This is a genomic window from Desulfogranum marinum (assembly GCF_963675105.2).
GTDB classification, from domain to species: domain Bacteria; phylum Desulfobacterota; class Desulfobulbia; order Desulfobulbales; family Desulfobulbaceae; genus Desulfogranum; species Desulfogranum marinum.
This window is the reverse complement of sequence record NZ_CAXXRO010000004.1, coordinates 2,536,178-2,560,216: the sequence shown is the minus strand read 5'-3', so window position 1 is coordinate 2,560,216 and position 24,039 is coordinate 2,536,178. Positions and strand designations below refer to the sequence as shown.

Genomic DNA, 24,039 nt, shown 5'->3' with positions numbered 1-24,039 from the left:
GAGAGGTTACATGAAAAAACGGATTTCCGCCGCTGTGTGCTTTGGTGCCATGGTGATGGCCGCCACTTCCACTTTAGCCGGTGAAACAAGTAAAGCTCAACCAGCAGAGGTGGCTTTTCAAGGCGTCACCTTTCCCGTAACCGATGAACAGAAACGGCAGGTTCTTGCCAGTTCTGCGGTGACGGTGAATGGAAAAGATTACCCCATCGGTTATAACGTCATCCTTCGTAGTGGAGATAAGGTCGGTGACGGCACCTTTGGTCTGTTGATGGATAAAAACGGCAAGCCCGTTAGAAACAAGGACGGTTCTCAGCATATCTCGGTCGATAACGATTTTTCCTCCCTGCTGCCCATAGGCAACAAGCTCTTTGCTGTTTCCCATTTCGAGAGCCGCCCCGGCGCTATGTACGTAACTGAACTCTCTCAGGATAAAACCACCGGTAAACTGACAGCACTCAGCACCAAGAATATCGATTTTTCTGCCTATGGCGGCCTCTGGGTTCCCTGTGCAGGCAGCGTTACCCCGTGGAACACCCATTTGGGCAGTGAAGAGTACCCTAATAATGCTCGAGCCACTGAGTCTGCTGCATCGATGGCGGAAATTGAAGATTACGATAAACCCATGGCCAGGTATTTCGGCGTCGATCCATATGCCGAATCTACCACAGTGGACACCTTTCGTTCCGTCTTTCAGCCCTACCGCTACGGCTACCCTGTTGAAGTTAGTGTAAAAGAAAATGGTTCCGCAACCCCGGTGAAACATTTTTCCATGGGCCGCGTAGCTGTTGAACTTGCCTATGTGATGCCGGATAACAAAACCACCTACATCTCTGATGACGGTACCAATGTCGGTTTTTTCATGTTTGTTGCCGATAAAGCCAAAGATCTCTCTGCAGGAAACCTCTACGCCGCAAAATGGAACCAGGTCCACAACGGTTCCGGCGGCTATGCGGAGCTTGACTGGATTGATCTCGGCCATGCAAACAACCAGGAAATACAGGATGCCATCGAATCCGGAATTACTTTTTCCGACATCTTCGACGTCTCATCCCCCAAGGAAGACGGTAGCTGTGAAGCTGGTTTTACATCAATAAACACCACCACAGGTCATGAATGCCTGCAGCTCAAGCCAGGCAAGGAGAGAATTGCCTCTCGCCTGGAGACCAGACGATATGCAGCCATGAAAGGCGCCACCACAGAATTCCGCAAAGAAGAGGGGATTACTTTTAACCCTGCCACCTCCACTTTATACGTGGCCATGTCCGAAATCGCCAAGGGCATGGAGGACAACGCAAAACAGGATAAGGGTGGCCCGAATAATATTCGCCTGCCCAAGAATAAATGCGGAGTTGTGTATGGCCTCACAATTGGTGCAGACAAAAAAATCGGCAGCGAGTACGTTGCAAAAAACATGTACGGCGTGGTTAACGGCATTATGCGCACCTATCCCAAAGATAGCGACTACGCCAATAATACATGCGACATCAATGGTATCTCCAATCCGGACAATGTAACCTACATGACCGGCACCAATATCCTTATCATTGGTGAGGATACCGGTTCCGGCCACCAGAATGATGTTATCTGGGCCTACGATACAGCCACCCAGTCCCTTACCCGCATCCAGACCACTCCTTATGGTTCGGAAACCACCTCCCCCTACTACTACTCCAATATTAATGGACATGCTTATCTCATGAGCGTTATCCAGCATCCTTATGGCGAATCTGATAAGGATAAGCTGAAGGATCCGGCTGAAGCTTCCGCCTATACCGGCTATATTGGACCACTTCCCGTTGTAAATTAAGCACGACAGTCAATTTACTCGTTGTGCCCTTTCCGCTCCCCGTTGCCCTGTAAAGGCATCGGGGAGTTGTCTTTTCCCCGGAGAGAAGCAATGTTATTTTTACCACCGCCCCCGACCCGTTTGTTTCCCCTCGCACTTAGTATTTTGTGCTTGTTCGCTCCCGCCGTAGTATCTTCCGCCCAATGGACTCCGAAGAACGAAACGGCCTACATTCCTCCCCAATGCTACACCGATACCAAAGGCCAAGCAAAGGCACTGTATAACCCCTGCTATGTCTGCCATACCAGATCAACAGAGCCTAACTACCTCAATGATCAGGACCTGCAGTTGTCCTATTCGTTCCCTGAGCAGGCCTTGCGTAACCCATGGAAGAATCTCTTTAAGGATTGGCGCCCGACAGCAGCCACCATCACCGATGCTGAAATTACAGACTATACGCGCACGGACAATTACCGAACCAATGATGGTCAACTAAAACTTATGGCTCAATTGGCAAATCTTCCGCCTGAGTGGGATGAAAACAGCAACGGCCACTGGGATGGGTATGTACCAGACTGCTATTTTCATTTTGACATCCATGGTTTTGATCGTACTCCAACGGGTAGGATGACGGGCTGGAGAGTCTTTTCCGCCTACCCCCTGCCAACGGCATCCTGGCCGACAAACGGCACCCTCCATGAGCTGGCCATCCGCCTTCCCGCAGCCTTTCGCCAGGATATATATGGCGAGGAAAACGAGGAGATATATGTGGTCAACCTGGCTATCCTTGAAGCACTTATCGGCAAACAGGATATCATGATTGCTCCAGTCGATGAAACACTTTACCAGGTGGATCTGGATAGGGATGGACGCCTGAGCATGGCCAGGTATATTCACTACGACTGGGACCCTCTTGCCGGTAGGCAGATGCAATGGGTAGGACTTGCCGGCGTGAAGCAGCAGGAGGGCGAAATCAGACTTGCGGCCGGCCTTTTCCCTCAGGGAACGGAGTTCCTCCAAGCCCTGCACTATCTCCAACCCAAAGAAGCAGGACTCATTCTCTCGCCAAGAATGAAAGAACTGCGCTACATGGTCAAGAAGACCTGGCAAACCTATGCAGACCTTGAAGAAGGCACGCTGGAAGAAGTTAAGGAGCGTGATGATTTCCCGGACCGGTTGACTCAATTCATTGGCAGCATGGAACAAGGCGTATACAATGGCAACGGCTGGTTGCTCCAGGGTTTTATCGAAGACACCGAGGGCAGCCTTCGTCCCCAAAGCTACGAAGAGACCCTCAGCTGTACAGGCTGCCACGGCGGAGTAGGTGCGCCCACAGACGGTGTCTACTCCTTTTCAAGAAAATTCAACGGCCGCAATGAGCAGAACGGCTGGATCGGTCACAACAGCCATCGGTACCAGCAGATCAAAGAGCCCAAAATCAAGCTTGATAACGGGGCACTCTACTACGAATACAGCTATTATCTGATGTACAGCGGGTCAGCATCGGAATACAGACGAAACAGCGAGGCCGACGCCCTGTTTTTTAACGAAAAAGGACGCGTGCGACCGCAGATGCTCAACAAACTGCATGATGACATTTCCACCCTGCTTATCCCCTCACCGCAGAGGGCATTGCAACTCAACAAAGCCTACCTTTCCCTTGTGCGTGAGCAGAGCTATGCCCAAGGCAGGATCGCCCCGTTGGAGCCGCTGGACAAGACAGTCCACAAGGAAGTCGAGCAGGACTTGCCTACCGGTCTGCAACAGGAAACCAACATAGCCGGCGTGTATGGAAGGTACCTGCCTCCCGGTGCGCCTGCAGGCTCCGCTATTGCCACCAGCCAAGTAGAATCATCGGTCCGTGGAAAATCCATGGGTGGCCCGAATGGTAAGGCGTACGAAACAGACAGGCATGGTATAATCCGCAGAAGCAGTTATGCAGCCCCCTTTGACCATGTACACCACAGCTTTCCTGATCGTTTAACCTTGCCTACTCGATTGATCGTTCCCCTGGGTAACAACCCAAGCTGCTACTCCTGTCACCGGATAGATGCCCCGGTTGCGAAGTTGAAGTTACGCTTCGCAGAACCGATAAACATAGGCAACGGAGAGAAAAAAGAAACGTCGGCGTTATCGAGGCTAACTCGAAACAACGGGCGCAACATCGGCGGCAAATGGAGCCCTGACGGCAATCGGATAGCTTTTGTGTCCAACCGCAGCGGCCGTGACCAGGTGTGGCTCATGGATACCAATGGTGCCAATCAGGTACAATTGACCACAGGGCCGGCGAGCCATGGTTGGCCGGAGTGGGACCACAGTGGAAATCGCATTGTCTGCTGGGGCTACGACCCAGAGTCCGAGGAAAATCTGATCAAAGTTATCGACCTCAAAAACGATAAGCACCGTATTGTCGAGCAATCATCAAATCTGCTTGACCGACCGGTTTTCAGCCCCGACGATAAGGTTTTGGCCTGGGCTGCCAACCATAACCAGAACTGGGATCTGTGGCTGCTGGAACGTATCCGGTGTACTCGCCTAAAAAATCGGCAGCAACATCTCCGGCACGGGTCGGGTGGTATTGATACAAAAGAACCTGTTTGTCGGGATCGCCCCGGCGGAAGATCCACATATAGGAATTGGAAGTCGGGTCTCGACCGGGTTCTTTGAGCACCTGTACAGTAGTTTCATCAATGTTGATGGCATTTGCAGCCAGCAGTTCATCGTGAAGCAGGTTCAGCAACGGGATGCATGCCTGTGCGGCCTGCATGGCCCAGGTGGACATGGAGGATCGCGATATTTTAACCCCAAGACGGGAAAACTGTTTCTCCTGCCGATAAAAAGGCAGATGATCTATGAACTTCCCGGTCATGATGAAAGCAAGCAGACCGGCGGTAGCTATGGATTTGGGGATAAGCTGTGGCTGGACAGGGGCAATTTTGACGGTCGGCCCTTCATCCAGCGCACCTTCGCAGCACTTGCAGGCATATTTAGGCCGAATGTGGCGGATTACCTGCATCCTGGCAGGTACTATATCCAGTTGTTCGCTGACCTCTTCCCCGATCCTGGTCAACGGACATCCGCAACCACAGGTCTTCTCGCTATCAGCAATATCGTGCACTTTTTCCACACGGGGGAGATCCGCAGGTAACGGCTTACGCCCCCCTTTCTTGCGTTGATGCCCTTTAACCGGGATTTCTTCAGGGCCAGCCTCTTCTCCCTCCGGCTCCGGCATGTCAAATAGGGGGAGAACTTCAACCGTGCTGTCCGGTGGGATCTTTTCACTTTTACGGCCAAAAAGTTTGGCCCGAAGAAGACGTAACTGCTCATACAGGATAGAGGTTTCTTTTTGGTAAGACGCCTCCAGCCCCTCAATCCTGTCCTGCAAATCGAGTATGATTTCTTTAAGAGATTCTGGCGAATCCGGTAATGTGGCAGCTTCAAATTTCATGAAACCATCATAACATATCTACCTGAATTTTCATCGATTAACTTAAAAAAACAGACTGTTATACAGTGTCAAACATGAGGCGTTCATGGGCATCAACCTGCTCAATGGACAAACCGTCAAGCAGCCAGGATAATGATTGTCCGGATATGCTCATAACCTCCAGCTCGCTTTGCGGCCATTGAAAACGGTCTTTTTCGAGCCGCTTATGCCAGAGGCAGAATCCGTTTCGATCCCACAGCAGAATCTTGACGATATCACGCCTGCGATTGCAGAAACAGAACAGATGCCCGGAAAAAGGATCAAGCTCGAACTGTTCGGCAACCAGCATGGAAAGGCCATTGATTGATTTCCGCATGTCGGTGGTGCCGGGCGCAAGATAAACTTGCACAGGCATGGAAGAAAATAGCATTACCGACTCGCGAGAAGAGGAAGAAGCCTGCCGAGGGCATCGCTGCTGAAGGTATTGCTTATCTCGATGCTGATATTGTTGGCCAATACTACACGTATGTCTCCGCGCTGAGATGACAGTGTGATCCGGGTTGCTTTTTCCGGAACCGGGATCAGTTGAGGGGTATGCGAGATATCAGGTCGCCTCCGTTTTCTCTGCCAATACGTCAGCGCGTGGTAAGATAGTTTATGTTGGCGACAGTACTCGGCGCGATTCAAGCCGCTTTTTGCCTGCGCTTCAACATGCGCCATCCAAAAACGAGATGTGTGAGCACGGTTTGTCATGTGATGCCTCCGTATGAGTTGATCGGGAGATCAACATGACATAGCTCGAAGTCAAAATACAGATGCGGTAAAATTCTCGCTTACGCTGGAACTGGATACCAATGAAAAATTCCGCCTAACCACCGACAGCAGTATGGACTCCAACCCGTTATGGAGCCCGGACGGCAAGGTGCTTGCTTATAAAATCGCCCCCGCAGGTGGTGCCTACAGCCTCACCGGCCAGAACTTCATCACCTTTCCCGAGGGATGGTCAAATCCGGTTATCCACACCTGGCAAGGGCCGGAATCGGTACAGATGAATGGCTGGAGTCCTGATGGCAGCAGAATTGTTTATACTGCTGAAATCGTAACCGACAGTTCCGGCAAGGATCGGGTCAGTTATGTGGCAATGGCTTCAGACCTCCACCTCCAAGATGGAGTAGCCAAAGCGGTCAACCATGTTTTCCTTACTGACGGCCATACCCTTGGCGACCGTGGCCCCCTCTTTTCTCCGGATGGAACAAAGGTGGTCTGTTGGGCTTGGAATCAATCATCGCGCGCTACCTTATGGCTCTATGACTTTACCAGCAAAACCGCCAGGGAACTGACCCTGAATGGGCAGGATATGTACCCGGCGTGGTCACCTGACGGGAAATTTCTCCTGTTTGAGTCAATCAGGGACGGTGGCGCCGACCTATGGGTCATGGAGGTCGAGCCTGCAAAAGGCTGAAAGGGCAAACGCGTTACCCAGGAGTCCGAGTCGAATCCCCGTCTACTGTCGTCAGTTCTGCATTGACTATAGGCGGGGAGGACTCAACATTGCGGCATAGATAAACGAAAGAAAGGTTGCCGGCCGACTTGAGCCACATATTTTTTACCACAAAGTAATGATCACCTTCTCCGCCTTTGCAATTACCCGCAATCGGCTATTCCCTTTCTCCCCTGGGAAGCCGCAGGTGGTAGGATAACATCCCTTGTTATTACTGCACCAATGCAGAACAAAGCAGCATACGTATTGCCGGTACCGAGCACCGGTTATCCATGACGGATACGTTTACCTGTCAGCAATCAGCAAATGGAACTCACATTGGTGGCCAATGCCGTCGATCAAGTTCATATCAATAGCACTTCAAAAAATCTACCGGTTTAGAATTGCAGCTGATACAATCCATCAAATAAGCGAATCCATCGAAGATGGTAAATACAGCAGCGAGTTAAAAAGAAGGTCTTTGCCAACATGGTCGGAAGTCTTATGAAAAAGTGGTACACCAGATCGCGCTCCTTCTTGATGAAATGATTCCAAAATTGGATCAACCAAGGGGTTGATTGATTAAAAACAGGCTCCAGGCTGGTGCCTTATGATCGCAGGGGCAAGCTATTAAAAAAAGCGGTCGCCTTGCTGCTCCTCAACTTCAGCCGATTCAAGTCGATTAACGATATATTTGGGAACGGTATCGGTAACGAGTTGTTACGCCGCGTTGTCCACCGTTTACCTGAGATTGCTTGCCCTCTTCCTCATGGATACCCATTTTTTCAAATGATTTACGGCATTCTACAAAAAAACAAAACTCGAGGGAATTGAGTGGCAACCAGTGATTGTAAACTGACAATATTAGGAGGCAACGGATGGATACCGGCTTTTAACAGGCACACTTGCTGCTATGCTCTTGAGTTAGGCGATTATTTATTCATTTTTGATCTTGGTTCCGGAGCCTGCAGGCTCGGCGAGCTTTACCCGCCTGAAAAGCTCATGAGTTTCAAAGAGATACATATATTTTTATCGCATTATCATCTTGATCACATAACCGGCATCACCTACCTGCCTTTATACCTGAAAGGCTGCAGGGTAACTATTTTTGGCCCTGGAAAAAATATTTACGGTAAGAGCACAGAAGAAATCCTTTCTGCCCATCTGGAAAAACCCTATTTTGCTTTGCCCCTGACTGACTACCCTATGGATTTAGCCTTTGTTGATATTGCATTAGGGAAAAATGAAATAGCAGGGGTTGAAATAAGCACTCTGCTCCAAAGCCACAGCGACCCGACAATTGGATACAGACTAAATGACCATCTTGCATATATAACCGACACTGCCTGTTCGCCGGATACGATTGATTTTGTTGATGGCACCAATATACTTTTGCATGAAACCTGGTTTGACAACCTTGAATACACTACACTGAGCAGCAACAACGGCAGCGTCACAGAAGATGTATCCATTGCATTACGCTCACATGCCAATATTGATTGGGTTATGCATGTGGCCAAAAAGGCACAAATAAACACCTTAGTTTTGATACATTTAAACCCTTCGTACAATGACGAAAGACTACGCGGAATGCTCGCCTATGCAAAAAGATCTTTTATGAAAACATATCTGGCACTTGACGGCACAACTATCCTCATATAAATAACCTTGTTCCATGAGTAACGATTTTGCACTGAGCCCAACCGATTCAGCCTCTATGCTATACATAATCGGGAGCGGAACAATTCAGCGAGTAACAAATAAGCTCACCTTAACCTCGATCTGTAACTGTTCAGCAATACAACCGGGGCCTCGGCCTTTATTTTAAAAGCCATCTTGTTACTTAGAAGCAGTGCTTCAGATGGGTGCAAGCAGGCTGGATAACTATAGTAATGCTATGTTTTCCTGCCTGATCGTGCGCAGATGGAGTGCTGCTCAACAGTTACTCAGGAGCAACTATTAAAACGATAAGCATACTGGGAACAGGTTGGCTAGGTCTCCCCTTGGCGCAGCACTTTGTTTCAATGGGCCACAATGTCATTGGCTCTACCACTTCGAAAGATCGACTGACGGAACTGACATCCATAGGTGTTAAGCCGTTTTTGATTGATATTGGATCTTTGCCGGATACTATTCAAGAATTCCTGCAGGCTGACGTACTGATCATCAACATACCGTCAAAGGACATAGCCGGCTTTCGCCTCCTGGCCCAAGCAATTGAAAAATCCGCACTCAAAAATATCGTCTTTGTCAGCTCCACCTCTGTTTACGACAACACCAACACAGTAATAACCGAGGCAGACGGCCTGGAATCCGAACAGAGCCCATTGGTGATAATTGAAAACCTGTTAAAAAAATGCAACACAGCCAAAACCACCATTGTCAGATTCGGCGGCTTAATCGGGCACAGCCGCAACCCTGGAAATTTTTTCCGCAAAGGGAGAAAGGTGCAACACCCTGACTCCAGGGTAAACCTCATCCATCGTGATGACTGCATCGCCATTATCACTCAAATCATTGAGCAGGAGGTATGGGGAGAAGTGTTTAATTGTTGCGCTGACACCCACCCCACAAAAAGAGAATTTTACACGCAGGCGGCCACTTCCATAGGCAATCCTGCGCCTGAATTTATTCTCACAGGCACCAGTCCATACAAAATAATCAGCAACCAGAAAGTGAAGCAGCGTTTACACTACCAATTTTTGCATCCGGATTTAATGAAAATACAATTTGAGGATGCCTTATAACCGATGTTGGAGTCTCGTCTGCCTATCTATAGCCCAAAACCCTGAAACCGACGCCGCATGAACTGGTGAAAAATTGAGGCTAGTTGGTTCGGTGCAGAGTAATGAGGCATACCTCTCCCCGGCAATTAAAACGAACAGGAATACTTGATGCTCCAACGCCGGTGCTGGTGTAGCCGATCATCTCTTCAAATCGCCATTCCCCGACCGCAGTATCGCGTGGAGCGCGACTGTTGGAAAGAATGGGACGATAATCGGCAAGGCATACCTGTCCTCCATGGGTATGACCACACAGGTACAAATCGGCTTTTTGCTGCTGTGCCTCTTTATATGCCTCAGGGGAGTGGGCCAGGAATATGGTGAAGTCCTTGTCTGGAATTTCTCTGCAGGCGTATGCGGCATCGTCTAGTCTGTAGTAGTGCGGGTCGTCTACCCCGGCTACCCATATTCTTCTCTGATCACGTTCGATCGGCCAGGCTTCATTGATCAGCATAACGACACCGGCTTCCTCCATGTCCGGTATCATTTCGATACAATCGTGATTCCCGAGCACTCCTAAAATGCCGTCCGCAGCTTTTACCTGGGCCGTCACTTTGCGCAATTCCCGAACACTTGGCGCCATGGGGCCGTAGAGCTTCATGCGTAGATCTCCTCCCAGAAGACAGAGATCAACATCGATATTTTGAACGACATCAATCAGCTTTTCCGTTAAGCCCTGCAGACCGTCCAGGTGCAGGTCTGTCAAATAGAGGATGCGGTACCCATCAAAGGCCTCAGGCAAAGTCGGAAAAGAAAAGTCCTTGTGCACTAACCGGATATCCAGCGCATTTTGCTTGCCTTTTTCATATAGCCCGGAAATCTTGACCAACCAGGTAAGGATCACCTGGTCAGTGAGGATGCGACTGAGATTGAACCAGATCTGGTATCTTGGCAAAGGAATATGACACGCTCGCCATTCTCGAAGCCTAACAGTTGAGCGGAGGATACACGGATAATTATCGCGCGGGGTCCTGTGGATTGTATATTTCCACCACAGTGTTGCAGGGTAAGCAGAACATGTAAAAAGAACGACAATAAGAATAAGTTGCGTCCACGAGAAAGGGAGAAACGACGCTAAAAAAAGTACAGGAAAAAGCGACTCCAGTACATGGTCGAGCGGAAAGGTATCACCGCCAAAAGGTACGTTTAATCTGCGTTTGATAAAGCTTGATGTCAGGTCTCCAACCATGGCAAATACCGCCGCTGCTCCCCCTTGCCACCATGACATTCCCAGGAGAAAGCAGGCTCCCATGCCGCCGAAGATACTGACTGCAATGCCGCGGATGGTTTTGTGTGGTCCAAACAGTGGTTTCTTATCCAGCCATAGAATGCCCCCATCCACAGGAAACCGCAGCTTATCTCCCAATACAAGATGAGCAAGAACCGGCAGGCAATTCACGACATAAAGAAAAAGAAGAATGCCGAACGTTGTTCCGATGATGGTGAGTAATGAAGAATTCATACTGCTCATCCAGGCTCTCGGTTGAAAATATCAGGCTAGCTACCAGACTTGGTGTATTATAGCACAACAGCAGACAAAACAGGACGCACTCCATTTTCTTTTACAGGCCACCAACCGGGAAAAATAAAAATCTGCGCATTATTTCTTTATTCCTTTTTGTTACGTAAAAAACCGCTTAAATATAGGTATTTTTCGACCTCGCGCGGCCACAGAGGTAGCAAGAGGATCGAAAACAACAAAATATCGGAGTATGCAACCCTTCAGTTTAAAACTACTCGCCGTTCCCGGCATCACTGCGCCTTTGTGCGCACAACATCTTTTATAAGGACCCGAAAATGAGTACATTTACCAACGTTACTCTCTCCAAAGAGGCAAACATCTACTTTGACGGCAACGTCACCAGTCGCTCATTTGTACTGGCCGACGGCACAAAAAAATCCCTCGGCATCATGCTCCCTGGAGAATATACTTTCAACACCGATGCCAAGGAAATCATGGAAATCCTTTCGGGCGAGCTTGAGATACTCCTGGCCGATGCAAAGGAGTGGAAGACAATCACCGGAGGGCAATCCTTCGAAGTACCGGCACAATCAACATTTGAGCTGAAGGTTAAAACAATTGTCGATTACTGCTGTTCCTATCTCGACTAAACCATACAAAAAACCGGGAAGCGGGCCTAAACATCCTCTTTTCCGGTCAGCAAATAAGGGCAGCACCACATTTAAGGTTACTGATCTACCAACGGTTTACTGGAAAAGTGGTGCCCACCTTTTTCGTACATATCGTTAACTGTAAATGGAAGATCTGTGGCCGGTTGGACTACAGTTAGAAGGCAGAGATGCAAAAAGGATGAAAGCCGATGCAGAAACCAAAGGGGAAAACAATGCACCATTTGATTAGCTCTATTTCAATATTCATTGCACTTCGTTTTTTACCGGTATTCCTGCTGCCGGTTTCATGTCTGCTCTTTTTTACAGCCGGAGACCTCTATGCCAATGAGTCTGCTGTGTGGAATGCGCTTAAATCGGGCAACCACTTTGCCCTGTTACGTCATGCTATCGCTCCTGGAACCGGCGATCCTGGGCATTTTGCGCTTGGAGAATGCTCAACCCAGAGAAACCTCTCCCATGAAGGACGCAATCAAGCGAAAAAAATTGGTGATCGTTTTAGGGCAAACGGTATAGACAAGGTCCGCGTATTCTCAAGTCAGTGGTGTCGGTGCCTCGAAACGGCAAAATTGCTGTCACTGGGGCCGGTTCAGGAATTACCGGTATTAAACTCCTTTTTTCGGCACTATGAGCGCAAAAAATCACAAACGCAAGCGCTGAAAGAATGGTTAGTACAGCAAGACTTTACACAACCGCTTTTGCTGGTTACGCACCAGGTCAACATTACAGCACTGACCGACATCTACCCTGATTCGGGCGAAATTATTGTTGTTCGACAATCCAAACCCGGTGAATTCATAGTCGTTGGCAGCGTGCAGACAGAGTAAAATATACAGCGAAACGCATTGGGTGACCCGTTGCCGGTGCAAAAAAATGGACGCACCACATTTTCTTTTACCACTTTACCGGCTGCGGATAGCGAAAGATATGACGCCTTCACTCTTTTGTTCCCGATCCAAGAAGGGCTATACCGCTTCCGGCGCCGATTTACCACGTGGCTTCAATGTTTCTAGAGGATACCCTCCAACAGAGCTTCAAAGACCGAATCAGCTTGATTTCTATTACAGCTCATACATTTGGTGGCCGGACTTTCAACTGCAGGTTATGATGAAATATCATTCTTTTCGCCCAACTGCTTTGTTTCATCCAAAACCTCAGAGGTAAGCGAAGTTTGCTGATTTCCGCCATGCCAAATCGGCTTTTAATCAGGTAAGATACTTTCATTTACCAAAACAACCAGCCCTCGCCTGATAAACTGAAAATGGAGAAAATAATTATGGCAAAATGTACAATATGTAATTCCCGTAAGGGAAAACGAAAATGCATGGCTGAGGACTCGTTGATCTGCAGTCTATGTTGCGGTCAATCTCGTAACCCTGAAAAATGTACGGGCTGTGTCCACTATAAAAACGTTTCCCAGAATAGAAACTACCGTAAAGTTCCCTTTTACGGAATCGAGCAAATGTCTGATTCAATCACCCTTCAGAATATTTCCAATACCATCGAATCGATCTTGTGTAGACTTGACATCGACGCTGAAAATGAATTTACAGACAAGACAGCACTTCAGCTCTTAGAGGCAGCTTTTGATACATTGCATTTCAAAAATTCCGAGATGTCCTTTACGGATCCTGCGACCAAGATTCTATTTGAAAAAATGTCACAGATCATGGAACAGGATTTACCGGATACTCCTGAAGAGCAGTTAATAAAAGTTATGGCTGCCGTGTATAGATCAATACAAAGAAGGACTAACGGCGGGAGAGAGTATTTGACTTTTGCACAACAATATGTGGGGCCGAGAGTTGGGCCAGGCGCAAGGGTATTACAATATTAACCCATTCTAGGTTCGAGGTGGCATTGCCCGGACATCACGTCTGCCATTACCCCGCTTTAAAAATTGAAGTCACCCAAAACACCTACAAAAAAACTGTGAAACAGATCAGCTATGTTTTTATCCATAAAATGGAATTGGTGAAATGAATCAACACGAAAAAATTAATTACGTCGAGTTTCCGGCACGAGACATTCGAGCCACGAAAGATTTTTTCACACAAGCGTTTGGCTGGTCATTTCAAGATTTCGGCCCAGAATACGCTGCATTTTCAAACCAGGGTATTGATGGCGGTTTCTTTCAATCGGAGTTGCATTCTTCGACCGGTAATGGCGCAGCTCTCATAGTGTTCTACAGTCAAGATCTAGAAGCCACTCAAGACAAGATTGAAAAAGCTAATGGCTCTATCATACAACCAATTTTTGCATTTCCTGGTGGTAGACGTTTTCATTTTACAGAACCAAGTGGTAATGAATTTGCGGTCTGGTCGGATAAACACTGAACTATAAAGTTGGAAGGGAAAACAAAAAAGGCAACGTACAGCCTTTGAGCATTGTTTTTTTTACACTCTTCAGGGTACCCGCAGAAAATCGATAGCCTCTTCTTTCTGCTCAGTGGAGAAACATTTTATTTCAATGTTTTTGAACAGTTGGTCTTCCAGATCGATAATTTTATGCATCCATTGCTTGTCGGTAACAACGGCCATCCTGCTGAAGTTTGAAAGGCCCACATCAGCCATAAATTTTATTTTTTCTACGATAGCATCCAACTCCACCCCGCCGATACTCTCAATTTCCTGGTAGAGAAAGACATTTCCAAAATTATATATCTGGTCTTTTATGCCGGTGAGTGCCGTGGTCATGTCTTCCTCGGTAATCTTACCGGCTACACGATAGGCAATGGCCTGCTCAACTCCAATATCTATAACATCCAGCATTATCCTTACCTCCAGTGCAGAAAGGGGTGCCCCCTTTTCGTTATTACCCCGATGAACCCGATGCCCATATAACTTATCGACAAGAGCACCTCATGAAGCACATTAACTCTTCTAGGCCCTGTGTCCAGTTTTTCTCTACCTTATGAGCAATGTTCCCATATCTGCGGCTCAACTCTCTATCAGCTGGAAGTAAAAATGTTTGCAGTGCCCATGCTCAGCAGAAAAGCAACAATCGCCTATCCGGGCAGTGTACCTCAGATTGTGCCGGATATTTTCTCAGTTGCTCAAAAAACCGAACGAATCATATGGTTTATTGGCTTGACCGACTTGCTTTGCACCACCACAAGCCATAGTGTTGTAAGTGTACATATAGAGTCTACTCGTTCATGGAAAAATGGAGGAAAATATGTTGCCGAAAATACAAAAAATACTCTATGCCACGGACCTCTCAGACAATGCAAAATACGCCGCTGGCTACGCTGCCCTGCTTGCTGACAAACTTGATGCGGAAATAACCGTTCTTCATGTGCTGGACGATCTATCGTGGTCCAGTAAAAACCTCATAGCCAACTACCTGAGTGAAGAACAATTAAAAGAAATACAGAGACATAAAGTAAGCAAATACAAAGAGATGATGCAGCAACGGATCAAGCAATTTTGTGAAGAAGCTGCTAACGAGACCAAAAAATGCCAATTTTTAGCAGAGCGGACTCTCATCAGGGAAGGTAACCCAGCGCAAGAAATTTTAGATGAAGCCCATGAAGGGGATTACGATATGGTTGTCATCGGTACCCACGGTCTAGGAGCACTGGCAACGGCTTTATTGGGAAATACAGCTCGGCGAGTCGTTCGAAGATGCCTTAAACCTGTTACGGTGATACGTTTGCCGGAATAATGAACCGGCTTCTTTAGGTTTTGTACAACAGCATTAATCCGTACAAAGCCTGCCTCATCCATTAGGCAATACGGTACGGCCAAGTACATTGATTGCGGCAAGATGTCGCTAATTCAACAGAGAAGAGATGCTGGTCATCAACACTCTTTTGCTATCTTCTCCATTATTTCCTTGATTCGCATCAAAGGCAAACATTTTTTCAAGCAAGCAATGGCTCCTGCAGCCATTGTTTGATCAAGTGTTGCCCCAAAACCGTGTCCCGAAACAAGTTAGACATTACGTCTTCCACAGAAAGCGGATTTACGTCCACTGCCGGTCTATTCTTGTACACGTTTTTTCACTGCAGAGAAAAGAAATCCCTTTGCCGGCAGACATTAGCAAAAAACATCTTATAGTTTGGTAGGTTAAAAGATAAAAAGATGACCATCCAGGAGGAGGCTACGATGACTGCAGTGTCGCTATTTGACCAGGTACATGTTGGCAATCTGACCTTAAAAAACAGAATAGCCATGGCCCCCATGACCCGTGGCAGGGCTGGAGATACACGAATTCCCAATCAACTGATGGCACAATATTATCATCAGCGCTCATCTGCAGGGTTGCTGATCACAGAAGCAACGGTTGTTTCTGCCCAGGGCAATGGGTGGATTGGTTCGCCCGGAATCTATACTGATGAAATGACTGATGGCTGGCGCAAAGTCACCCAGCTGGTCAATCCGACTGGTAGTCATTTATTTTTGCAAATGTGGCATTGCGGGAGAGTCTCCCACAGCGATTTTCATAATGGTGCGTTACCGGTTTCTGCATCTGCGGTGAAGTTGCAAGGAGATCACATCCACACGCCTTTGGGTAAAAAAGACTATGAAACGCCTCGACCGCTCACTGTTGAAGAAATACAAGCAACCGTAGGTGATTACCGCGCAGCGGCCTTACGTGCGAAAGAAGCCGGCTTTTCCGGGGTTGAGGTCCACAGTGCAAACGGTTATCTGCTCAATCAATTCCTCGATTCCAAGACAAACAAACGTACTGATCAATATGGCGGTAGCCTGGAAAATAAGTGCCGCCTGCTGCTGGAAGTCCTTGCCGCTATTTTTGATGTCTGGCCTGCAAACAGGGTTGGGGTGCGGCTTTCTCCAAATGGCGTGTTCAATGATATGGGAAGCGATGATTTCCGGGAAACCTACCTCTACCTGATCAAAAAACTCAATATTCTCGGCCTGGCATATGTTCATATTATGGACGGATTGGCTTTTGGTTTCCACGAACTGGGGGAGCCAATGCGCCTGGAGGAGTTCAGAGAACATTATCAAGGTATTATTATCGGCAATTGCGGGTATTCGCAAGCAGATGCCGCACAACGCCTGGCAGCTGGAAATCTCGATATTGCCGCTTTTGGCCGACCGTATATCAGCAATCCGGATTTGGTGGAACGTTTTCAGAACGGCTGGCCACTGGCGCCATATGACGATATGTCGCTGTGGTATACACCAGGCCCGGAAGGATATACGGATTATCGCCCCTATTCAAAATAGTATCAAGAGACGGAGGAGCTGGTAAAAACGAATCAGGGGAGAGAAAGCAGCGACAAAATGAGGGGAAAAACCATAACGAAACATGAGCTGCAGTTCGTGAATGAACAACAGGTTATTCTATTTAATCAGGAAAGAAAATGATCAAATCCGGTGCTGCGTGAGTTGGAGAGACTGAAGACCACCGAGACACCCTCAAACCAAAAGGAAACGAGATGAGAATAGGAATGATTGGGCTGGGACGCATGGGCATGAATATGGTTCGTCGACTGATGCAGCATGACATTGAAGTGGTGGCGTATAACCGTAGTGCAGACAAGGTGGACCAAATAAAACAAGAAGGCGCCATTGCCGCCTATACGTTACAAGAGATCAAAGACCAGCTTGAACCACCTCGAACGGTCTGGTCTATGCTTCCGGCTGGTCCTGCCACCGACGCCGTCATGAATCAACTCAAGGAATTACTCGATGCCGGAGATACCGTGATCGAAGGCGGCAACTCCCATTACAAGGATGACATCGTCAACTCCAAAGAAATGGCTGACAACGGCATCAAGTACCTTGACGCTGGCGTGTCCGGCGGTATTTGGGGGTTAAAAGTTGGCTATTGTACCATGGTTGGCGGCCCCAAAGACGAATTTAAACGGTTGGAACCAATCTTTAAGGCCCTTGCTCCGGAAAATGGCTACATGCACTGCGGCCCTGCCGGGGCTGGTCACTTTGTCAAAATGGTCCATAACGGCATCGAATATGGCCTGATGCAGGCGTACGCCGAAGGATTTGCGCTTATTGAAGACTCCCCTTTCGGCGAAAATATCGATTTTGGTGAACTTTCCGACCTGTGGAATCAAGGCAGTGTCATTCGCTCATGGTTGCTGGAGTTGGCAGCGGATGCCTTTAAAAAATCAGAGCGCCTAGAAGACCTGGAAGGCTATGTAGACGACTCCGGCGAAGGCCGTTGGACAGTGCTCCAATCAGTGGAGACAGCAACGCCGACACCTGTATTGACCATGGCCCTTATGGAACGTTTTTCGTCTCGTCGCCCCAATGATTTTCGCAACCGAGTACTGGCGGCATTGCGACGCGAGTTCGGCGGTCACGCGGTCAAGAAAGCAGAGGATAAGTAAATGGCCGATACAATGTTGTCTGACATCTGCCAATACAACGTGCCTGAAGATCCTTGTGCTGTAGTTGTTTTCGGGGCAACCGGCGATTTAGCAGCACGTAAGATTTTACCATCATTGTATGATTTACTTCTCGCAAAACGCCTTCCCACTCCCAGCATGGTTATAGGCGTAGCTCGCACCAAACTTACCAATGAGGAGTTTCGGGCTCGCATCAAAACGGTTTTCATAGAAACCGGTGTCGATATGACCTGTTGGGACGATTTCTGCTCCCGCCTTTTCTACCGAAATGTAGACTATGGCGATATCGGCACTTTCACCAACCTTGCGATTTTTTTACAGGAAAAAGAGTCGGAAATCGGAACACAAGGCAATCGAATTTTCCATCTTTCGGTCCCACCTGTGGCATATGAATCCATCGCCAAATCTCTTGCCCAGGTTGGCCTTGCCGAGGAACAGAAGAACTGGGTGCGACTCATAGTGGAAAAGCCGTTCGGCTATGATTTGCAAAGCTCCCGCAAACTGGCGGATGCCCTTTCTCAGGGTTTTCAAGAAAACCAGATATACCGCATCGACCATTATCTCGCTAAAGAGACCGTACAAAACATGCTCATGTTCCGGTTTGCCAATGCTATTTTCGAGCCGCTGTGGAATCGCCGCTATATCGAATCGGTGCATATTACCTCTGCCGAGTCCCTCGGCGTTGAACATCGGGCTGACTTCTACGACCATACAGGCGTGCTGCGTGATATGTTCCAAAACCACATGATGCAACTCCTTTCTTTGGTGGCCATGGAACCGCCGTCCATTTATGATGCGTACCGAATTCGTGATGAAAAGGCGAAAATATTTCGCTGCCTGCGCCCCTTTCCCATGGATGACCTGGACAATCACCTGATACTCGGTCAGTACTCGGCAGGGATGGTTGGAAATAAGGCTGTCCCCTCTTATGTCGAAGAACCCAATGTAGCGCCTGATTCCACCACTCCCACTTTTGCGGCGATGAAAGTGTTTATCGATAACTGGCGCTGGCAGGGCGTCCCATTCTACATTACGTCCGGCAAGCGAATGGCCGCTAAACGTACAGATATTCAGGTGAAATTCAAAGAAGTACCCCACTCAATGTACAGAAACATTCTTGGCAATCATATCACAGCCAACACGCTGATCTTTTCCATCCATCCAAAAGAAGAGGTGCGGCTCACCTTTCAGGCCAAAGAACCAGGCCCGGCAATGTGCCTGCGCAGCGTGACCATGGATTTCGACTACGCCCAGGGCAGCGTTATCCGTGTCAGCGCCTACGAGAAAGTACTGCTTGATGTACTCATGGGCGACCACACACTCTTCTGGCGTCAGGACGGCGTAGACCTGTGCTGGGAGTTTCTGACACCGGTGCTCCAGGAATGCGATTGCCCGGATGATGAGGAACGGCTTCATCTCTACAAAGCCGGGACCGATGGTCCAAAGCAAGTTCGTGGCTGGATGGGAAAGTAGGGAGACATCGATGGCTGAGTTTCACGTATTTAAAAACCCTGAAGAGTTGAGTCAGGCCGCAGCCCGCTTATTTATCGACTGCGCCCGCGAGGCCATAGACTTACGCGGACGTTTTATTGTTGCCCTGTCAGGTGGTTCTACACCCAAGCGCCTCTTTCAGATACTGAGCGAAGATCGTCACCGTCAAGCTATGCCGTGGGATAGAACGATCATCTTCTGGGGTGATGAGAGGGCAGTGGCTCCTAGTCATGAGTGGTCCAACTACAAGCTAGCCCAGGATCACCTTCTTGCTCATGTGCCTGTGCATGAAAAGAATATTTTCCGTATTCAAGGTGAACGTGGCGCCAAAATCGCCGCCGAAGACATGCTTCAGAATATGCTGAGCATCTTTGACGATCAGGGGGTCCCGAGATTCGATCTAGCCTTGCAAGGAATGGGTACGGATGGGCACACGGCTTCGCTCTTCCCCGGCACAAATGCACTGGCAAGCACCGATTGGGTGGTTCCGGTAATCGACCCGCCAGCCAACCCAAAAGTTGACCGTGTGACGATTACCCTCCCCGTGCTCAATGCTGCCCGTTTATCACTCTTCCTCGTGGCTGGGCAGGGTAAACGGCACATTATTTCCGAAATCAGAAACGATCCTACGGCACCCACCCGTTACCCTGCCGCATCCGTTACGGCTGAAAAAACCGTCTGGTATGTAAGCGAGGACGCTTTTGATTCAACATCAGCCCGAATTGCTCATTAATTGAGTTTAAAATCAAAAAGTTCATGAGCAATTCGGGTTGATATCAACTCGCTTTCCTTTTCACTTCTCTTCCCCCTCATTATCATCTATCAAAATAACCTGTTAGCCGCGCACTACAGATAGAAATTACCTATTTGCCAAAGAGGACCAGCTCATAGTACTGTTTTGCTATTTTTATACAATTATTTCTATATGGAGGACTCCAGTGAGAAAAAATAGCATTTCAATACCATTAGTTACCATAACGTCTGTGGTTGTTCTTTTTTTTGCATCATGGTCCATCGCGGCCGGTGATCTCTCACCCTTTGATCAACAAAAAGGAACGCTCCGCATTGCCGGCGGCACAGCTCATATCCCAGTGATGAAGGAGGCCGCCAAACAGATCATCAACTATAACCCTCAAATCCACATTTCCATTGCCGGTGGAGGCTCAGGGCTGGGTATCAAGCAGGCAGGAGAAGGGTTGGTCGATATCGGCAACGCCGGCCGCAAACCCAGTGACCAGGAAATTCAAAAATTTGATTTACAACTTCTGAAATGGGCTGTCGACGGCGTTGGTGCGGTGGTACATCCCACCAACAAGGTACAGTCACTTACCAGTACCCAACTCCAGGCTATCTATGCTGGTAAGATCGGCAACTGGCAGGAAGTCGGTGGTGTAGATCGGCAAATCAATCTGTATACTAGAGATGAAGCCAGCGGTACTCGAAAAGTTTTTTGGAATAAGGCACTGGCAAAAGGGGATATTTCGACCAAGGCGAATGTCGTTGTTTCCAACGGTGCCATGAAAACGGCCATTGCAGGTGACCCATTTGCCATTGGTTTCGTCTCTATAGGACACATTGACAAATCTGTTGCGCCGGTAGCTCTTGATGGAATAACACCTGCTCTTACAACCGTTCGTAGCGGTGAATACCACGTTGCTCGAGGTCTGTATAGCCTGACCAAAGGAGAACCAACCGGACTTGCCAAACTGTTTCTTGACTTTTTGGTGAGTCCCACAGGGCAGCAAATTGTTGCAGACAAAGGCTTTATCCCAGTTAAGTGATGCTACGGAGCTATTCGCCCAGCGAATACTTATTCTTCACAGCGGCGGTTTTCAGTGGCCTGCTCACCGCCGCTGTGTTTGGGTTTCTCTTCTTTTTCGGCTTGCCTTTGCTCCAATCGGGCCAACTGGCTGACGTGCTCTTTTCTTCCTGGGCACCCGGCAAAGGGTTGTATGGCATTTATCCAATGCTGCTCTCCAGTTTGACCCTGGCCACCCTCAGTATGCTCATCAGTTTTCCGATAAGCCTCGGCTGCAGCTTTATTATCACCGCCCTCGCGCCACTTCGATTACGACGTGTTCTGTTAGCCCTTATCCGCGTGATGACCGGCATCCCTACCGTAGTCTACAGTTTTGCCGCCCTGTTTTTTTTGGTGCCACTCATGCGCAACCTTATCGGCCATGGAAGTGGCATGAGTATCCTCACGGCTGCACCGGTGCTTGCACTGGTCATAGCACCGACCATGATCCTTTTTTTTGTGAATAGCTTTAACAAGGTCTCACCCCGATTTACCTTGGCAGCCGAAGCTCTTGGCTGTAGTAAAATTCAAAAAATACTTTACATCATATTGCCTCAGGCGTGGCCCGGTGTTATCAATGGAATTCTGCTTGGATTCGGTCGAGCCATGGGTGACACCATGGTTAGCCTGATGCTGGCCGGTAACAGTACCGCAATGCCGGAAGCTGTAACCGATTCAGCAAGAACCCTTACCGCGCACATAGCCCTTGTCCTGGCTTTTGATTTTGACTCCATGGAATTCAAATCTATTTTCGTCTGCGGCCTTTCACTCTATCTGCTTACAGCACTGCTGATGCTGCTCTTTCGCCTGTCTACAGCTTATTTTTCACAGGCGAGATAATGCGCAAAACGATTGAAAGCTGTATCACCTTTTTCTCCTGGGTCGCTCTTTTCCTTTTGCTCATGGCACTTTTCACCCTTATTGCCTATCTCATCCAAAAAGGAGCCGACAGCATCCAGCTGAGCCTGTTTTTTGGGGACACAGCACCTTTGGATGCACTCCTTCTCAGGCGGCAGGTTTTTGACGGGCTTTTCCCCGCCATTGCAGGTACTTTTATACTTATCGCGTGCTCAATGCTGATCGCCATACCAATCGGGGTCGCCGGTGGCATATACATGGCAGAGTATTGCAAGGGAAAGCTAAAGCCGCTGTTTAACTTGACCTTTGACATCCTGGCAGGAATACCTTCCATTGTGGTGGGCTTGGCTGGCCTTTTGTTGACGATCCTGCTCAATCGACATTTTCCAAGACAAATTGCTCCCTGCCTTCTGCTTTCCTGTTTGTGCCTGGCCTTACTGGTTCTTCCCTATCTTATCCGAACCACGCAAACAGCTCTTGAATCGATTGATCCGCTCATCCGTAAAACAGCCCCGGCACTCGGTGCTTCACGTTCGCAAAACATTACGCTTGTACTCCTCCCCCACTCCATAAGTGACATTATCTCCGGGATTATCCTCGCAACCGGCCGCTGCGCTGAGGATACTGCGGTGATCATGCTCACCGGAGTTGTTGCAACTGCCGGTTTTCCCCGCTCGCTCTTGGGGCAGTACGAAGCACTTCCCTTTTACATCTATTATATTTCTTCTCAGTACACCGGCCCGGAGGAATTAGCCAATGGCTTTGGAGCTGCAATCATCTTGCTACTTCTCTGTATCGGTCTCCTGGTCCTTGCTCTATGGATACAACGACGATTTACCACCTTTCTGCTCTTCAGGTAGCATCGTGCTGACATAACTATGAAAATTCAAACACAGTCACTTTGTTTTTATTACCACAGGCAGCAAGTGCTGCGAGATATCAATCTCCACCTTCCTGCTAATAAAATCACCGCGATTACAGGGCCTTCCGGGTCCGGCAAATCCACTTTGCTCATGGCTTTTAATAGACTATGGGAAGAGATCGATGGCTGTAGAATATCGGGAAAAGTTTTCATGCATCTCAATGGGCAAAACACAAATATTTACAACCCAACACTCCCTCTCCTGGAATTGCGCCGCAAGGTGGGGATGGTGTTCCAACAGCCCAATCCACTCCCCATGTCCATCAGCAAAAACATTGCCTTCCCCCTGCGCCTGGCACACATACACGATAAACGCTTTGTCGGTCAAAAAGTAGAATCCGCGCTAAGGAAGGTGGCTCTCTGGGATGAAGTCAAGGATCGCCTTAACGATGACGGGCGGTTGCTCTCGGGCGGGCAGCAACAAAGGCTGTGTCTTGCAAGAGCACTTGTACTGAGACCTGAGGTCCTGCTACTCGATGAACCCACCTCTTCGCTTGACCCTGACGCAAGCGCCGCCATTGAAGAACTCCTACTTTCCCTGAAAACAAAATGCACCTTGATTATGGTTTCCCACTACCAAGACCAGATTCAACGTATAGCTGATCTTCATGTTCAGGTCTTAAACGGACAGTGCAGTATTAGCAGAAATAGTCTGCCCGAAAATCCAAGCAATCGATTGTCGATGAATTAAAGAGCTGAACTTTGGCGAGCAGTATTTCCCCCGATATCCATCAAATTATGGTGGTGGGGGTTACCGGCCATGATATGGTTTCCGCCGTTGATAGGCTGATCGCTTTACAAGCCGGCATTTTGGCATGTAAGAGAAAAGAATCCTGGCGGAATAGAGCATCCCCAGGGTGGATTGATGCCTGACCAGCCTTATCAACCGCCCATTGAGGAACTACGGAATTTTAGTCAGGCATTCGGAGCACTAGGATGTGATCACCCCCGCCATATAGGTCCCCTTGCCTTGGCCGCATCCCCCCTGACGGAATGCAAACTTTCCGATCAAGTAACAGAAAGA

23 protein-coding genes and 1 pseudogene are annotated in these 24,039 nt (G+C 48.5%); 19 read left to right on the top strand and 5 right to left on the bottom strand.

The genetic code is table 11. From position 1 onward, the window contains the following. Positions 1–10: 10 nt before the first annotated feature. Positions 11–1,807, top strand: coding sequence for a PhoX family protein (locus ACHZCY_RS19895; RefSeq protein WP_319550120.1), 1,797 nt, complete (start codon positions 11–13; stop codon positions 1,805–1,807). Positions 1,808–4,232: 2,425 nt separating this feature from the next. Here ACHZCY_RS19895 and tnpC read toward each other — a convergent pair. From tnpC to tnpA, 3 genes are read right to left on the bottom strand one after another with little or no spacing between them, the layout of a single operon-like run. Then, positions 4,233–5,234: an IS66 family transposase gene (gene tnpC / locus ACHZCY_RS19890; protein ID WP_319550119.1), complete on the bottom strand. Its 1,002-nt coding sequence runs from the start codon at positions 5,232–5,234 to the stop codon at positions 4,233–4,235. 58 nt (positions 5,235–5,292) lie between these two features. Then, complete coding sequence (gene tnpB / locus ACHZCY_RS19885) at positions 5,293–5,628, bottom strand: IS66 family insertion sequence element accessory protein TnpB (protein ID WP_319548958.1); 336 nt, start codon at positions 5,626–5,628, stop codon at positions 5,293–5,295. A 14-nt stretch (positions 5,629–5,642) separates the two neighbouring features. Beyond that, entirely contained in the window at positions 5,643–5,966 is a 324-nt protein-coding gene (gene tnpA, locus ACHZCY_RS19880; RefSeq protein ID WP_319548959.1) for an IS66 family insertion sequence element accessory protein TnpA, read from the bottom strand. 133 nt (positions 5,967–6,099) lie between these two features. Between tnpA and ACHZCY_RS19875 the strand changes: the two genes are divergently transcribed. From ACHZCY_RS19875 to ACHZCY_RS19860, 4 genes are all read left to right on the top strand, one after another. Continuing rightward, positions 6,100–6,675, top strand: a complete 576-nt coding sequence (locus ACHZCY_RS19875; RefSeq protein WP_319550118.1) for a DPP IV N-terminal domain-containing protein — start codon at positions 6,100–6,102, stop codon at positions 6,673–6,675. Between the two features lie 621 nt (positions 6,676–7,296). Then, on the top strand, positions 7,297–7,527 hold the full coding sequence (locus tag ACHZCY_RS19870) for a diguanylate cyclase domain-containing protein (protein ID WP_394713419.1): 231 nt from the start codon (positions 7,297–7,299) through the stop codon (positions 7,525–7,527). Beyond that, on the top strand, positions 7,528–8,355 hold the full coding sequence (locus ACHZCY_RS19865) for an MBL fold metallo-hydrolase (protein ID WP_319550117.1): 828 nt from the start codon (positions 7,528–7,530) through the stop codon (positions 8,353–8,355). Positions 8,356–8,621: 266 nt separating this feature from the next. After that, a complete protein-coding gene (locus tag ACHZCY_RS19860) occupies positions 8,622–9,440 on the top strand; it encodes an NAD(P)H-binding protein (protein WP_319550116.1) in 819 nt (272 codons plus the stop codon). A 79-nt stretch (positions 9,441–9,519) separates the two neighbouring features. Here ACHZCY_RS19860 and ACHZCY_RS19855 read toward each other — a convergent pair whose 3' ends face one another. Then, positions 9,520–10,938 (bottom strand): CDP-archaeol synthase, encoded by a 1,419-nt coding sequence (locus ACHZCY_RS19855; protein ID WP_319550115.1) that lies wholly within the window; start codon positions 10,936–10,938, stop codon positions 9,520–9,522. 335 nt (positions 10,939–11,273) lie between these two features. Between ACHZCY_RS19855 and ppnP the strand changes: the two genes are divergently transcribed. The 4 genes from ppnP to ACHZCY_RS19835 all read left to right on the top strand — a co-directional run bounded on the left by ppnP (position 11,274) and on the right by ACHZCY_RS19835 (position 13,942). Further along, positions 11,274–11,588, top strand: coding sequence for a pyrimidine/purine nucleoside phosphorylase (gene ppnP, locus ACHZCY_RS19850; protein WP_205224378.1), 315 nt, complete (start codon positions 11,274–11,276; stop codon positions 11,586–11,588). A gap of 209 nt (positions 11,589–11,797) precedes the next feature. Further along, positions 11,798–12,433: a histidine phosphatase family protein gene (locus ACHZCY_RS19845; RefSeq protein ID WP_205224376.1), complete on the top strand. Its 636-nt coding sequence runs from the start codon at positions 11,798–11,800 to the stop codon at positions 12,431–12,433. 635 nt (positions 12,434–13,068) lie between these two features. Continuing rightward, entirely contained in the window at positions 13,069–13,443 is a 375-nt protein-coding gene (locus tag ACHZCY_RS19840; RefSeq protein WP_319550114.1) for a hypothetical protein, read from the top strand. A gap of 142 nt (positions 13,444–13,585) precedes the next feature. After that, positions 13,586–13,942: a VOC family protein gene (locus ACHZCY_RS19835; protein ID WP_205224374.1), complete on the top strand. Its 357-nt coding sequence runs from the start codon at positions 13,586–13,588 to the stop codon at positions 13,940–13,942. A 69-nt stretch (positions 13,943–14,011) separates the two neighbouring features. Here the strand turns inward: ACHZCY_RS19835 and ACHZCY_RS19830 are convergent, their stop codons facing one another. Then, a complete protein-coding gene (locus ACHZCY_RS19830; protein WP_319550113.1) occupies positions 14,012–14,377 on the bottom strand; it encodes a SpoIIAA family protein in 366 nt (121 codons plus the stop codon). Between the two features lie 406 nt (positions 14,378–14,783). Here ACHZCY_RS19830 and ACHZCY_RS19825 point away from each other — a divergent pair, with 406 nt between their 5' ends. The 10 genes and pseudogenes from ACHZCY_RS19825 (at position 14,784) to ACHZCY_RS19780 (ending at position 23,888) form a co-directional block, all read left to right on the top strand. Further along, positions 14,784–15,272, top strand: coding sequence for a universal stress protein (locus ACHZCY_RS19825; RefSeq protein ID WP_205224371.1), 489 nt, complete (start codon positions 14,784–14,786; stop codon positions 15,270–15,272). 443 nt (positions 15,273–15,715) lie between these two features. Next, positions 15,716–16,804 (top strand): alkene reductase, encoded by a 1,089-nt coding sequence (locus tag ACHZCY_RS19820; RefSeq protein ID WP_205224370.1) that lies wholly within the window; start codon positions 15,716–15,718, stop codon positions 16,802–16,804. A 194-nt stretch (positions 16,805–16,998) separates the two neighbouring features. Continuing rightward, positions 16,999–17,928: pseudogene (gnd, locus tag ACHZCY_RS19815) on the top strand (phosphogluconate dehydrogenase (NAD(+)-dependent, decarboxylating)); the annotation flags it as partial. Continuing rightward, complete coding sequence (zwf, locus tag ACHZCY_RS19810) at positions 17,929–19,419, top strand: glucose-6-phosphate dehydrogenase (RefSeq protein ID WP_205224368.1); 1,491 nt, start codon at positions 17,929–17,931, stop codon at positions 19,417–19,419. Positions 19,420–19,429: 10 nt separating this feature from the next. After that, entirely contained in the window at positions 19,430–20,170 is a 741-nt protein-coding gene (pgl, locus tag ACHZCY_RS19805) for a 6-phosphogluconolactonase (protein WP_319550112.1), read from the top strand. Positions 20,171–20,375: 205 nt separating this feature from the next. After that, entirely contained in the window at positions 20,376–21,218 is an 843-nt protein-coding gene (locus tag ACHZCY_RS19800) for a phosphate ABC transporter substrate-binding protein (RefSeq protein WP_319550111.1), read from the top strand. Next, positions 21,218–22,075 carry a PstC family ABC transporter permease gene (locus ACHZCY_RS19795; protein WP_232371210.1) on the top strand — a complete coding sequence of 286 codons (858 nt, stop codon included), beginning with the start codon at positions 21,218–21,220 and terminating at the stop codon, positions 22,073–22,075. Before ACHZCY_RS19800 ends, ACHZCY_RS19795 begins: the two co-directional genes overlap by 1 nt. Next, on the top strand, positions 22,075–22,953 hold the full coding sequence (locus ACHZCY_RS19790) for an ABC transporter permease subunit (protein ID WP_319550110.1): 879 nt from the start codon (positions 22,075–22,077) through the stop codon (positions 22,951–22,953). The genes ACHZCY_RS19795 and ACHZCY_RS19790 overlap by 1 nt, the downstream gene beginning before the upstream one ends. Positions 22,954–22,971: 18 nt before the next feature. Next, complete coding sequence (locus ACHZCY_RS19785; protein ID WP_319550109.1) at positions 22,972–23,706, top strand: phosphate ABC transporter ATP-binding protein; 735 nt, start codon at positions 22,972–22,974, stop codon at positions 23,704–23,706. A gap of 11 nt (positions 23,707–23,717) precedes the next feature. Continuing rightward, a complete protein-coding gene (locus tag ACHZCY_RS19780; protein WP_319550108.1) occupies positions 23,718–23,888 on the top strand; it encodes an adenine deaminase C-terminal domain-containing protein in 171 nt (56 codons plus the stop codon). Positions 23,889–24,039: the final 151 nt, after the last annotated feature.

Excerpts from the sequence above, each read along its gene's own strand:
- ACHZCY_RS19895 (WP_319550120.1), top strand. The coding sequence starts at position 11 with ATGAAAAAACGGATTTCCGCCGCTGTGTGCTTTGGTGCCATGGTGATG.
- tnpC (WP_319550119.1), bottom strand. The coding sequence starts at position 5,234 with ATGAAATTTGAAGCTGCCACATTACCGGATTCGCCAGAATCTCTTAAA.
- tnpB (WP_319548958.1), bottom strand. The coding sequence starts at position 5,628 with ATGCCTGTGCAAGTTTATCTTGCGCCCGGCACCACCGACATGCGGAAA.
- tnpA (WP_319548959.1), bottom strand. The coding sequence starts at position 5,966 with ATGACAAACCGTGCTCACACATCTCGTTTTTGGATGGCGCATGTTGAA.
- ACHZCY_RS19875 (WP_319550118.1), top strand. The coding sequence starts at position 6,100 with ATGGACTCCAACCCGTTATGGAGCCCGGACGGCAAGGTGCTTGCTTAT.
- ACHZCY_RS19855 (WP_319550115.1), bottom strand. The coding sequence starts at position 10,938 with ATGAATTCTTCATTACTCACCATCATCGGAACAACGTTCGGCATTCTT.
- ppnP (WP_205224378.1), top strand. The coding sequence starts at position 11,274 with ATGAGTACATTTACCAACGTTACTCTCTCCAAAGAGGCAAACATCTAC.
- ACHZCY_RS19845 (WP_205224376.1), top strand. The coding sequence starts at position 11,798 with ATGCAGAAACCAAAGGGGAAAACAATGCACCATTTGATTAGCTCTATT.
- ACHZCY_RS19840 (WP_319550114.1), top strand. The coding sequence starts at position 13,069 with ATGTCTGATTCAATCACCCTTCAGAATATTTCCAATACCATCGAATCG.
- ACHZCY_RS19835 (WP_205224374.1), top strand. The coding sequence starts at position 13,586 with ATGAATCAACACGAAAAAATTAATTACGTCGAGTTTCCGGCACGAGAC.
- ACHZCY_RS19830 (WP_319550113.1), bottom strand. The coding sequence starts at position 14,377 with ATGCTGGATGTTATAGATATTGGAGTTGAGCAGGCCATTGCCTATCGT.
- ACHZCY_RS19825 (WP_205224371.1), top strand. The coding sequence starts at position 14,784 with ATGTTGCCGAAAATACAAAAAATACTCTATGCCACGGACCTCTCAGAC.
- ACHZCY_RS19820 (WP_205224370.1), top strand. The coding sequence starts at position 15,716 with ATGACTGCAGTGTCGCTATTTGACCAGGTACATGTTGGCAATCTGACC.
- zwf (WP_205224368.1), top strand. The coding sequence starts at position 17,929 with ATGGCCGATACAATGTTGTCTGACATCTGCCAATACAACGTGCCTGAA.
- pgl (WP_319550112.1), top strand. The coding sequence starts at position 19,430 with ATGGCTGAGTTTCACGTATTTAAAAACCCTGAAGAGTTGAGTCAGGCC.
- ACHZCY_RS19795 (WP_232371210.1), top strand. The coding sequence starts at position 21,218 with ATGCTACGGAGCTATTCGCCCAGCGAATACTTATTCTTCACAGCGGCG.
- ACHZCY_RS19790 (WP_319550110.1), top strand. The coding sequence starts at position 22,075 with ATGCGCAAAACGATTGAAAGCTGTATCACCTTTTTCTCCTGGGTCGCT.
- ACHZCY_RS19785 (WP_319550109.1), top strand. The coding sequence starts at position 22,972 with ATGAAAATTCAAACACAGTCACTTTGTTTTTATTACCACAGGCAGCAA.